Annotated in this window: 10 protein-coding genes and 1 tRNA gene; 2 read left to right on the plus strand and 9 right to left on the minus strand. The window is 65.2% G+C overall.

The window, feature by feature from the left end; translation table 11 throughout:
- Positions 1–5 precede the first annotated feature (5 nt).
- Positions 6–338: a hypothetical protein gene (locus ACVINW_RS34360; protein WP_456755376.1), complete on the minus strand. Its 333-nt coding sequence runs from the start codon at positions 336–338 to the stop codon at positions 6–8.
- Positions 339–975: 637 nt separating this feature from the next.
- Between ACVINW_RS34360 and ACVINW_RS34365 the strand changes: the two genes are divergently transcribed.
- A tRNA-Gln gene (locus tag ACVINW_RS34365) sits at positions 976–1,049 on the plus strand.
- 191 nt (positions 1,050–1,240) lie between these two features.
- Here the strand turns inward: ACVINW_RS34365 and ACVINW_RS34370 are convergent.
- Positions 1,241–3,733: a penicillin-binding protein 1A gene (locus ACVINW_RS34370; RefSeq protein ID WP_456755377.1), complete on the minus strand. Its 2,493-nt coding sequence runs from the start codon at positions 3,731–3,733 to the stop codon at positions 1,241–1,243.
- A 551-nt stretch (positions 3,734–4,284) separates the two neighbouring features.
- On the opposite strand from ACVINW_RS34370, the gene ACVINW_RS34375 reads away from it, so the two are divergent.
- Entirely contained in the window at positions 4,285–4,635 is a 351-nt protein-coding gene (locus ACVINW_RS34375) for a hypothetical protein (RefSeq protein ID WP_092112972.1), read from the plus strand.
- Positions 4,636–4,768: 133 nt separating this feature from the next.
- Here ACVINW_RS34375 and ggt read toward each other — a convergent pair whose 3' ends face one another.
- From ggt to ACVINW_RS34410, 7 genes are all read right to left on the minus strand, one after another.
- Positions 4,769–6,505 carry a gamma-glutamyltransferase gene (gene ggt / locus ACVINW_RS34380; protein ID WP_456755378.1) on the minus strand — a complete coding sequence of 579 codons (1,737 nt, stop codon included), beginning with the start codon at positions 6,503–6,505 and terminating at the stop codon, positions 4,769–4,771.
- A gap of 85 nt (positions 6,506–6,590) precedes the next feature.
- Positions 6,591–8,090, minus strand: a complete 1,500-nt coding sequence (locus ACVINW_RS34385) for an amino acid permease (protein WP_456756565.1) — start codon at positions 8,088–8,090, stop codon at positions 6,591–6,593.
- Between the two features lie 146 nt (positions 8,091–8,236).
- Entirely contained in the window at positions 8,237–8,545 is a 309-nt protein-coding gene (locus tag ACVINW_RS34390; RefSeq protein WP_456755379.1) for a BA14K family protein, read from the minus strand.
- Positions 8,546–8,683: 138 nt separating this feature from the next.
- On the minus strand, positions 8,684–9,232 hold the full coding sequence (locus tag ACVINW_RS34395) for a c-type cytochrome (RefSeq protein ID WP_456755380.1): 549 nt from the start codon (positions 9,230–9,232) through the stop codon (positions 8,684–8,686).
- A complete protein-coding gene (gene soxC, locus ACVINW_RS34400) occupies positions 9,219–10,496 on the minus strand; it encodes a sulfite dehydrogenase (protein WP_456755381.1) in 1,278 nt (425 codons plus the stop codon). Before soxC ends, ACVINW_RS34395 begins: the two co-directional genes overlap by 14 nt.
- Positions 10,497–10,671: 175 nt before the next feature.
- Entirely contained in the window at positions 10,672–11,142 is a 471-nt protein-coding gene (locus tag ACVINW_RS34405) for a DUF1801 domain-containing protein (protein ID WP_456755382.1), read from the minus strand.
- Positions 11,143–11,284: 142 nt separating this feature from the next.
- Positions 11,285–12,241 carry a catechol 2,3-dioxygenase gene (locus ACVINW_RS34410; protein WP_456755383.1) on the minus strand — a complete coding sequence of 319 codons (957 nt, stop codon included), beginning with the start codon at positions 12,239–12,241 and terminating at the stop codon, positions 11,285–11,287.
- Positions 12,242–12,317 lie beyond the last annotated feature (76 nt).

Raw genomic sequence — 12,317 nt, forward strand, 5'->3', positions numbered from 1 at the left:
TCGCCTCAATTCGATTTTTCGGCGGAACTCTTGAGGAAACGACAGGCAGCGAAGCCTGCGATGATGGCGGCCCCAAAGAGCGCCAGCGGCTCCTTACGTCCCAGATCGTTGAAGCCTGTCATGAGGTCGCTGATGCCACGATTGCGCAGCGCGTCGGCGCCCTTTTCCAGTTGTGAAGCTGCCCCGTGCACGAACTCGGCGGCCTTTGGCATCTGTTCTTGAAGCTCGTCCGCCGCTTTGTGCACCGCCTTGGCCATTTGATCGGCTTGACCGGCACCTGCCTGCTTCTGCTGTTCTGCGACTGCTTCGACTTGGGTGATTGTGTCTGCTGCTTGCATGTCCGAGTCCTCACTCGCAGCTCGCACCGCCCCCGTTGCGCCCGCTGCAAAAATGCTGCTTCGGAACGCCAACAGTGAGGAGCCTTTGACGTTCCTTGCGCGCGGAAAAAACACGAGGGTCTAAGGAATGGGGACTTCGTCCCGAACCCACGACGACGCAATGGATTGGAGCAGCTGATATGTGCTTCGATTTCCGACCGTCTGGGAAACCTGCTGGTTGTCTATGGCATCAACTTCCAGCGCCCGGCGCAGAGCCAGAAAGTGCGGCAAGTGGCCAGCCCGAAAGCATCAACATCGCTGACCTTCTAACTGGCGTTTCTTGCCGCCCCCGAAGAGGCTGACCACCGACCATTCATGGCCTGCGCGGCACAGGCATCTTGGCCAGATCCGAGCAAGTTATGAGACAAATCAGATCGCCAACGACATCGAAACGTCGCGTCAAAACGTTGAGCATTACGTGCGCCGACCAGATGAGGGCCGCGGAGGACGGCTAAGGAAGCTCAGGCTCTTGAGCAATAAGGACTAGACCGCGAACGGCGCGGTCGCTATATCAGCCGCACCAATCAGGCTGATTTGCAAAACTCACCGCAGGCATTGCAAACCACTGAAATAAGCGCTGGAATTTCAAGTGCTTATTTGGGGAATGGTGTAACGGTAGCACAACAGACTCTGACTCTGTTTGTCTTGGTTCGAATCCAGGTTCCCCAGCCAATTCGCCCCCGGTGGCGCAACTAACCTGAAGAATTCTCACGACAGCGTCCCGTGTTGCTGCTCCTCGCAGAGGCGATGGTTCAGCCGGATCGCGGCCAGCTTGTCTGGAAGCGCGGCGTGCGGACAATTGCAACGCCGCGGCGGCGCAAGAGATTGCACGCGTGCGGTTAGCCGATGCCCGCCCCCCGGCCTCAGTACAATCCGCCCGTCCCCGACCGCATCACGGCCCGATCCGCGTCGGGCGAGATGCCCTGCTGGGTGCCGTCGATCACGTCGGTGCCGGCGACCATCCCGGGATCATAGTACGGCGGCGCCTGGCCCGGCTTGAAGGCTTCGAGCACCACGCCCTTCTGCCCCGGCGCGGCGCGCAGGCCGGTCTTGGCATCGACCAGCACGAGGCGGATGCCGACCGGCTGCTTGAACGGGGTGGCGGGCTTGTCGGCCAGCGCGAGCTTCATGAAGTCGCGCGCGATCGGCGCCGCGGTGTGGCCGGCCTGCGCGTTGCGGCCGAGCGAGCGCGGCTTGTCGTAGCCGACATAGAGGCCGACCACGAGATCCGGCGAGAAGCCGACGAACCAGAGATCCTTGGCCTCGTTCGAGGTGCCGGTCTTGCCGGCGAGCGGCTTGCCGACCTCCTTCAGCGCGGTACCGGTACCGGCCTGAATCACGCCCTCCATCAGCGAGGTGATCTGATAGGCCGTCATCGCGTCGAGCACCCGCTCGCGGCGGTCGACCAGCTGCGGCTCCGGCTGGTTCTTCCAGCCCTCCGGTGCATCGCAGCCGCGGCATTCGCGCTGGTCGTGCCTGAAGATGGTGTGGCCGTAGCGGTCCTGGATGCGGTCGATCAGGGTCGGCTTCACGCGGATGCCGCCATTGGCGATCATCGAATAGGCGGTGGCCATCCGCATCACCGTGGTCTCGCCGGCGCCGAGCGCATAGGCGAGATAGTTCGGCAGCTCGTCATAGACGCCGAAACGCTTGGCGTACTCGCCGATGACAGGCATGCCGATTTCCTGCGCCAGCCGCACCGTCACGGTGTTGAGCGACAGCCGCAGCGCATTGCGCAGCGTGACCTGGCCCTGGTATTTGCCGGTCGAGAAGTTCTCGGGGCGCCAGACATTGCCCTGCCCCTGGTCGATCTCGATCGGCGCGTCGATCATGACGGTCGATCCGGTGTAGCCGTTGTCGAGCGCCGTCGAATACACGATCGGCTTGAAGGTCGAGCCCGGCTGCCGGTAGGCCTGGGTCGCGCGGTTGAACTGGCTCTGGTCGAACGAGAAGCCGCCGACCATCGCGAGCACGCGGCCGGTGTGCGGATCCATCGCCACCATCGCGCCCGACAGTTCGGGGATCTGGCGCAGCCGGTACTGGCCCTCGACCGCCTTGCCGTCCTTGGTGAACAGCGGATCGGCATAGATCACGTCGCCGGGCTGCAGCACCTGCGCCACCGAGGTCGGCGTCCTGCCCTTGTACGGACCAGACAACAGCCTCGCCCATCGCACGCCTTCGAGCGTGATGATACCGGTCTCGCGCTGCTTGCTGATGGCGCCGCCGAGCTCGCGGCCGGGCTGGAAGCCGATCCGCGCCGACTGGTCGTTGCTCTCCAGCACCACCGCCATCCGCCACGGCGAGATGTCGGACAGCGACTTGATCTCGGCCAGCGGCACGCCCCAGTCGGCCGACAAATCGAGCTTCTGGATCGCGCCGCGGTAGCCCTGCTGCTCGTCATAGTTCACGAGCCCCGCCACCATCGCCTTGCGCGCCATCACCTGGATCTTGGGATCCAGCGTGGTTCGCACCGACAGGCCGCCTTCATAGAGCTTCTTCTCGCCATAGCGCTCGAAGATGTCGCGGCGGACTTCTTCCGAAAAATACTCGCCGGCGAAGGTGTGCGCGCCGTTGGTGCGGCTGGTGACGGTCAGCGGCTCCTTGCGCGCCTTGTCGGCGTCGGCCGCCGTGATCCAGCCGTTCTCCTGCAAGCGGTCGATCACGTAGTTGCGCCGCTCGATGGCGCGTGCGCGGTTGCGCACCGGATGCAGGCTGGCCGGCATCTTCGGCAGCGCCGCCAGGTAGGCCGCTTCCGAGATCGTCAGTTCGTTGACCGACTTGTCGAAATACACCAGCGAGGCCGCCGCGATGCCGTAGGCGCCGAGGCCGAGATAGATCTCGTTGAGATACAGCTCGAGGATCTTGTCCTTGGAATAGGCCCGCTCGATTCGCATCGCCAGCAGGGCTTCCTTGATCTTGCGGCTGAACGACACCTCGTTGGTCAACAGGAAGTTCTTGGCGACCTGCTGGGTGATCGTGGAGGCGCCCTGCGGACGACGGTTGGAACCGAAATTCTGGATGTAGGCAACGCCGGCGCGCGCCATGCCGGTATAGTCGACGCCGCCATGCTCATAGAAATTCTTGTCCTCCGCGGCGAGGAAGGCGTTGATCACGAGCTTCGGCACCGCCTGGATCGGCAGATAGAGCCGGCGTTCCTTGGCGAACTCGCCGAGCAGCGAACCGTCCGCCGCGTGGACGCGGGTCATCACCGGCGGCTCGTAGTTCTGGAGCTGCGAATAGTCGGGCAGGTCCTTGGAGAAATGCCAGAACAGCCCTGCGACCGCGGCCAGACCAGCCAGGAACAGGATGGTTCCTGCCGTGAACAGGAACCCGAAGAACCGCAACAGAAATTTCATCGACCAGATTTCCGTGGCGGATGCGTCGCTCGTTCTGAGCGCGCTGCGTGCCACTTAGGCCGCCCGGTATATCGGTCGTACCAGGGACCTGCAATTCAACAGCGGAGAATTAAAGCGCCTCAGGCGTCAAACTTATGCCATAGAGCCCGGCTCGCGCGCGGGCGCCAAATCAGCCGGCCTCGCCGCTCCGGCGACGCTCCGCGAGGCCCGATCGATCTGCAGTGCGCTCGCGCTCCGATTCGCCCGCACCTCGCCGCAGCCATCCTGCCTCCAGCGCTGCACTTGCGCACGGGGCGAGTCGCGAAAGAAAAGCGCGTGCCGGATCGCGACATTCACTACCTAGTTGCCGCTTCGAGTTACTGGGACATCAGAAACCGGTGGACAGCGCCTGCGGGGCCACCAGATTAACGATCCGTTAACTATAACTACCGCAAGTTGTTCGAATACACGCGACTCGCGACGGGCTGATTTGCATGGCACTGCGCGGATTTAGACGGCCCTTTGCGGCCGACCCCAACGTCCTCGGATTTCCGAGGCCTCCGACATCGGCAATGGGGACCGAGGCCCTGGACCTGGTCTATCAGGCAGCGGATTTGTTCCGCAGCATCGAGGACAGGGCCCGAGCCGGCGAAGCCCGCGCCGAGGCTGCCGAACAGGCGCAGCTCGAAATCATCGCCGCGACCGAGCGCAAGCTGAGGGACGCGTCGCGGGCGCTCGAGGAAGCCCGGCGGCGCATCGAGTCCCAGCAGGAGCAGCTCGATGCCGCCGAATTCCGCGCCCAGGCCGCCGAAGCCGAGGCGCGTGAAGCCAGGCAATCGCTGGCCCTGGTCGAAGATGCCATCCGCCGGCGCCTGCTGCTGACGAGTGGGCACGACGACGGCCGGTCGACTGCCGTTGCTTGAGGCGCGCTGCCGATAAGCAGATTCGCAGCCCGGATGAGCGGAGGGATATCTGGGGCCCCGCATGTCGCGGAGCCTGTCATCGGGCGCGCGTTCGCACGACCCGTTGGCTCATGGGTCTACAGCTCTCTCACGATCAGTATCCGGCGGCGAGCCCCGAATTGCGGCGCGGATCGTTGGCGCCATAGAAGCGATTGTTGCCGACCGGCTTGCCGTCCAGCGACGGCGCGCCGACGATGATGACCGCAAGGTGATTGGCCGGCTGCGGCGGACCGAACTTGTGGCCCATGCCTTCCAGAATGTTCCGCGTGTCCGGCGACAGCGTGAAGTCCTCGAGATTGGTCGCCTCCGGCAGCCATTGCTGGTGGAAGCGCGGCATGTCGACGGCCTCCTGCGCGTCCATGCCGTAATCGATCGCGTTGATCATCGTCAGCAGCACGGCCGTGATGATGCGGCTGCCGCCAGGGGTCCCCACGACCATCACCGGCTTGCCGCCCCTGGTGACGATGGTCGGGCTCATCGAGGACAGCGGGCGTTTGCCCGGGACGATCGAATTGGCCTCCCCCTGCACCAGGCCGTAGAGGTTCGGCACGCCGACCTTGGCGGTGAAGTCGTCCATCTCGTCGTTGAGCAGCACGCCGGTCCTGGCCGCGGTCACCTTGGCGCCGAACCAGTCGTTCAGCGTGTAGGTGACCGACACCGCGTTGCCGTCCTTGTCGGCGATCGAATAATGCGTGGTGTTGCTGCCCTCGTGCGGCGGAACGCCGGGCTTGATGTCCCTGGAGACTCCGGCCTTGGCCGGGTCGATCGCGGCACGGATCTTCTCCGCGTAGGTCTTGTCGAGCAGGCGGTCGAGCGGATTCTTCACGAAGTCGGGATCGCCGAGATAGCTGTTGCGATCGACATAGGCATGGCGCATCGCCTCGATCTGGTAGTGCACCGCCTGCGCGGAGTGATAGCCGAGCTCCTTCAGCGGATAGCCCTCAAGGATATTGAGCACCTCGCAGATCACTACGCCGCCCGAGCTCGGCGGCGGCGCCGAGACCACGTGGTAGCCGCGATAGTCGCATTCGACCGGCGCGAGCTCGCGCACCTTGTAATTGTCGAGATCCTCTTGCGTGAGCAGGCCCTTGCCGGCCTGGCTCGAGGCGACGATGGCCGCCCCCACCCAGCCCTTGTAGAAACCATCGGTGCCGCGCTTGCTGATCTCGCGCAGCGTCTCGGCGAGCTCGTGCTGTGTCAGCCGCTCACCGACCTGGAACGGCTTGCCGTCGTTGAGGAAGATCGCAGCCGAGGCCGGATCGTCCTGGAAATCCTTGGTCGCGGTTTGCAGCATGCTGATATCGCCCTGGTCGAGCACGAAGCCGTCCTCCGCGAGCTGCAGCGCAGGTGCGATCACGTCCGCGCGCTTCATCGTGCCGTATTTCTCGCGCGCATATTCCATGCCGGCCACCGAGCCCGGCACCCCGACGGCGAGATGCCCCTTGGTCGACAGGCCGGGGATGACGCTGCCGTCCTTGTCGAGATACATGTTGGCGGTAGCGCCCTTCGGGGCGGTCTCGCGGAAATCCAGGAAGGTTTTGCGGCCGTCGGCGAGCTGGATGGTCATGAACCCGCCGCCACCGAGATTGCCGGCGGCGGGATAGGCGACCGCAAGCGCGTAACCGACCGCGACCGCCGCATCGACGGCATTGCCGCCCCGCTTCAACACCTCGACGCCGACTTGGGTCGCGAGATGCTGCGCCGAAACCACCATGCCGTTCTCGGCGGCGACGGGTGCGACGGAGGCTGCCCGCCCTGGCGCCGCCGACAGGATGCCGAGTGAAACAATCACGGCGACCATCCACCGCGCCTGCACCGTTGAATTTTGCATGGAAGGCTCCCCGGGGAATGCCGACTTGTCGCGGCTTTAAGGTGCTATCTCAACGGGTACATCTAGCAGGCCGCACGCGTGCGCACTATAGGCCCACGCGGCGTTCGCCGCGCGCCCGCAGCCGGCTGTGACGCCTGCCATAGGCCGCATAGATCGCAAGCCCGATCACGAGCCACACCGCGAGCCTGATCCAGGTGTCGAGCGGCAGGCCGAACATCAGGAACAGCGAGGTCGCTGCGGCAGCCGGGGCCACCAGCCAGATCGCCGGCGCCCTGAACGGCCGTGCCAGGTCCGGATCGCGCACACGCAGCGCCAGCGTGCCGATCGAGACCACCGTGAATGCGAACAATGTGCCGATCGAAACCAGTTCGCCGACCAGCCCGATCGGCAGCAGCCCGCCGAGAACAGCAGCGACGGTGCCGGAGAAGATGGTCGAGACATACGGGGTCTGAAATCGCGGATGGATCCTGGCAGCGATGCCCGGCAGCAGCCCGTCATGCGCCATGGCGCGGAAGATCCGCGGCTGCGCCAGCAGCATGATGAGGATCACCGACGTCAATCCGAACAGGATGCCGAGCTTGATGAAGGGACCGAGCCAGCCGATGCCGACAGCATCGATGCCGACCGCGATTGGGTCCGGGACGCTGAGCCGGTCATACGGCACGATGCCGGTCAGCACGAAGCCGACCGCGACATAGAGCGCAGCGCAGATCACCAGCGAGCCGAGAATGCCGATCGGCATGTCGCGCTCCGGCACCCTCGCCTCCTGTGCCGCGGTCGAGACCGCGTCGAAGCCGATATAGGCGAAGAACACCACCGCCGCGCCGCGGATCACGCCGGACCAGCCGAACACGCCAGGACCCGCATTCGGAGGGATCAGCGCGCCCTGCGGATTGCCCGCCGTCACCCAGTTCGCCAGCGTCACCGACGACGCCGCGGTGGCGAGAAACAATGCGATGACGACGAGCTTGACCACGACGACGAAACCGGTGAAGCGCGCGGACTCGCGAATCCCGACCACGAGCAGCGTGGTGACAAACGCGATGATCGCCATCGCCGGGATGTTGATGACCGCACCGGTCGACGACCACACGCCGCTGTTGGCATCGTAGGCGAGCGGCGCCGAGGTGAATTGCTGCGGCAGGTTGACGCCGAAATCGCACATGAAGCTGACGAAATAGCCGGACCATCCGACCGAGACCGCGATCGCGCCGACCGCGTATTCGAGGATCAGGTCCCAGCCGATGATCCAGGCGATCAGTTCGCCGAGCGTGGCATAAGCGTAGGTGTAGGCGCTGCCGCAGATCGGCACGGTCGAGGCCATCTCCGCGTAGCACAGGCCGGCGAAGGCGCAGGCGACGGCGCCGAGCATGAAGGAGAGCGTGACGGCGGGACCGGCATTCGCAGCCGCCGCGTGGCCGGTCAGCACGAAGATGCCGGCGCCGATGATGCCGCCGATGCCCAGCGTGACCAGTTGCAACGCCGAGAGCGAGCGTTTGAAGACGGGCGTCTCCGCGTCGCCGTCGGCCCGCGCCGCTTCCCGCAGCAGCTCGGAGGTCGACTTTCGATCCCAGAATCCGGCCAGGGTGTCGGTCACGCCAGATGCCCTCCGCCGCCCGGGTCCGGCAGGGCCCAATGCGATCGGCTGACTATAACGCGTCCGGCGTCCAGTCGTTCGAGCCGCGGACGAAGGACAGCGCGCTTATCCACCGCCAGGCGCGGTGGCGGCCCCTATCGGCAGGGATGGCGGCGTCCGTCGCGGCCAAGGAAGGTGCCGGACGCCGGATCGAATGAACGGTAACGTACGCAGGAAGAGGATGGCGCCGCCGCGGGCAGCATGGCGCCATTGGCGTTCACGGGGTTGCCGCTGCGTTGTGCCGCCTGGGCCTCGCCCCATGGCGTCAGGGCGCCGCCGTTGATCGCGCTGCGCCCCGGATTTTGCGCGTCGAACAGTGCCGGCTCCGAGATCTGGGCCGAGGCCGGCGTGAACGTCATTCCCACGAGCAGCATGGCGGCTGCGACTGCCGACGACCTGGTCATACGGCCTCTCCTATCGATCAATGAATATGTGCCGGAAGACGGCCGGGCCGCCCCCAGACGGACATAGGGACGGCGATGCTCCGGACACAGGGGCCACGGCGTCACGATGCTGCGAGCCGCCCGGGGCCTGGCTCCCGCTCAATGGTTATGCACGTCGGGCCGTGGGTCGGAGACGAAGCCTTCGCGGTTCGGCATCTTGATCGCCGCGAGCGACTTCGCGTCGAGCACGGCATTGGACGGCACGATGCCGTTGAGGCTGAGGATGAAGGCCGATACCGCATAGACGTCCTCATTGCTGAGCGACTGCGGCGCGTTCTGCGGCATCGCGCGGCGGATATAGTCGAACAGCGTCGGGGCATAGGGCCAATAGCTGCCGACGGTGCGGATCGGTTTTGGGCTCGCCAGCGTACCCTGACCGCCGACCAGGCGATCGCCGACGCCGCCCTGCCCGCTGTCGCCATGGCACGCCGCGCACTGCTCTGCGAACACGGTACGGCCGCGCTCGACGCTGCCGCTGCCCGGCGGCAGGTTGGAGCCGTCGCGATCGATGTCGATATTCCAGCCGGCGATCTCGGCAGGCGTTGCCGGACGCCCGATGCCAAAGCGATCCTCGGCCTGCGCCGCAGCAGCGGCAAGCATCGCGATCGCACCCGCGAGCAACGCCGCCTTGATGTTACGCCTGGGCATTGGTCACCTCGCCGTTCGCGTCGATGCGCCAGGGCCAGATCGCATTGTTATGGTAGAACGAGTTCAGACCACGCACCTTGACCAATTCCGCCAGCGTCGGCTGGACGTAGCCAGTCTCGTCGATGGCGCGGCTTTGGATCACCGCCGGGCTGCCGTCCCAGTGCCAGGGCAAGCGGAAGCGCGTCAGCGCCCGTGTCAGCACCGGCTCCTGCAGTTCGGCCTGCTGCCAGCTCTTGCCCTCGTCGAGCGAGACCTCGACGCTCTTGATCTTGCCGTGACCGCTCCAGGCGATCCCGGTGATCTCGTGAAAGCCGTGCGTGGTCAGCCTCTGCCCGCCGGACGGCCGCGTGATGATCGACTTGGCTTCCATGTAGAAGGTGAATTCGCGCGACGTGCCGTCGGGCATCGGATCGGTGTATTTCGAGGTCTCCTCGCGCGAATAGGCCGGCTCGGCGACCACCTTGAGCCGGCGCAGCCACTTCACGTTCATGTTGCCCTCGAAGCCCGGCAACAACAGGCGCAGCGGATAGCCCTGCTGCGGACGCAGCCGCTCGCCGTTCTGGCTGTAGACCAGCATGGCGTCGTCGAGGCATTTCTCGATCGGGATCGAGCGCGTCAGCGCGGCGGCATCGGCGCCTTCGGCCACGATCCATTTGGCGCCTGCCTGCAGGCCGGCTTCGTCCAGCACCGTCTTGAGCGGCACGCCGGTCCATTCCGCGCAGCTCAGGAGGCCGACGAGGTCGGACGCCGTCTTGCCGTAGGGCTTGGTGTAGACGGGATTGCCGGAGCATTCGAGGAAGTGGATGCGCGACTGCGACGGAAAGCGGCGGATGTCCTCCATCGTGAACACCAGCGGGCGATCGACCATGCCGTGCAGCATCAGCCGGTGCTCGGCCGGATCGATGGTCGGCACGCCGCCATGATGGCGTTCGTAGAACAGACCATTCGGCGTGATGATGCCGTCGAGCTCCTGCAACGGCGTGCGGCCCGAGGCGGAGATATATTGCGGCAGCGTCTTCGAGATGTTCTTGACGACGCCCTTCTCGTGAACCGATGGCGTGCCATAGGGCTGGCTTCCCATCGGATCGCCAGGCGCTTTCATCCATTCCGGCACGTTGGGCGGAAGATTATTCCCCTGTTCGGCAAGCGCGGGAGAACCGGCCACTCCTGAGATCGCGGAGCCACCGGCCAGTGCTGCGCCCGCCTGAAGGAATCGCCTGCGAGACGCCTCTCGCACCCGCTTGTCCGTCGTGTGTTCGCTCATCGACGTTTTCCTCTGACGTTACGAGTCGCAGCCTAGCACCAAACGCCCGAGGCGATGCAATGATCCCACGCGCAGAGCTGCATCAGATGCATGTTACTCGCGGGCGATCTGCATTGCTGTGCGAGGTACATTCGAAAGCCGAGGGCAGCGCCCATACGGACGCCGATGGTGACGGTCACATCCGTTCGCCAGGCAATTCGCTGGCCTGCTTCACCCAGGCGGCAAACTGCGCCTCGTCGAGCGCGTCGTTCTCGTGAATGTCGAGATAGCGCGTGTGCTGCTGCTTGGACTTGCCGGGCGGCACCGGATGCAGCGATGCGCCGCGAAAGAACGCCACTTTGACGTAGCGCGTGAAGACATGGATGCCGAGAAACCAGGTTTGTCCCTCCATGCCGTAGAGCGGCGAGTTCCACTTCACCGCCTTGTGCACGCCGGGAATGGTGCGCGCGATGAGCGCGTCAAGCTTGCGTCCGACGTCGTGCTTCCAACCCGGCATCGCCGCGATATAGGCCTGCACGGGAGCGTCGCCATGTCCCTTTGCGATCTGCGGATTGCCGCCCGAGAGCAGGCGCGGCTTTGCAGTGGTACGCTTCGTGGCGCTCTTCTTCGCGCGCTTCGCCGGCGTCTTGGACGTCTTACGAGCCATCGTACCCGCTCCCAGCGTATCGCGCGCAGCATCAGCCGCTCGAACCGGATCATATCGACAATGCGCCGATGTTGTCGTCATCGGCCGCGGACATTCGCGGCGGCGTATCGACGCGCGCGATCCTGCGCCGCGCGGTCCAGACCTAGCCGGTCACCGGCGGCGTGCCGTGGGTGTGGAACGACTCGATCGTCTTCAAGCCCCAGGCCTGTCCTTTCTTGCGTTCCTCCTCGGTCCACACGATCGGCTTCCAGTCCGGCGCGAGGATCAGGCGGGCACCGGCATTGGCGACCTCGACGCGGTTGCCGCCGGGTTCATAGACATAGAGGAAGAAGGTCTGCTGGATCGCATGCTTGTGCGGCCCGGTCTCGATATGCACGCCATGCTCGAGGAAGATATCCGCGGCCCGCAGGATCTCCTCGCGGCTGTCGAGCGCATAGGTCACGTGATGAAACCGGCCGCGCTTGCCGTAGTGATCGCGGGTGTAGGCGAAGTCGTAGCTCTTGTTCGACATGGTCATCCACATCGCCGCTTCCGTGCCGTCGTTGAGCACGATCTGCTCGGTGGTGCGGCAGCCCAGGTAAGTCTCGAAGAACAGGCGGTTGGCCTTGATGTCGACCGCAAGGCAGTTGAGATGGTCGAGCCGGCGCACATTGACGCCGCGCGCCGGAAAGCGCTGCGCCTGGTTCTTCAACGCGGGCTTCAGCTCGGCGGGCGCCTCGTACCACTCGGTCTCGTAATAGAGCTCGACGACATGGCCGTCGGGATCGCGGCAGCGGAACGCCGGTCCCTGCCCCATGTCACCGTCGACCCAGCCGATCTCGAAGCCCGAGCCCTTCAGCGCGGCGACGCGGCGCTCGAGCGCCTGCGGACTGCGCGCCCGCAGCGCCATGTGCTCCATGCCAGACGTGTTCGACGCCGTGAGCTTCAGCGAATAGCGCTCGTAATCGTCCCAGCCGCGCAGATAGACCGACTCGCCCTTGCGGCCGCTGACGGTCATGCCCATGACGTCGACGAAGAATTTGAGGCTCTCGTCCGGCTTCGGCGTTAACAGCTCGATGTGGCCGAGATGAGCGAGATCGAAGATCGGTTCCGGCTGCATGGGACGGTCTCCTTGCACGACGGCGCCGGACCGACCCTTCCTACGCGGGCGACGGCGGCGCCTCTCGATTTGTACT

Source organism: Bradyrhizobium sp. USDA 4461 (assembly GCF_054055655.1).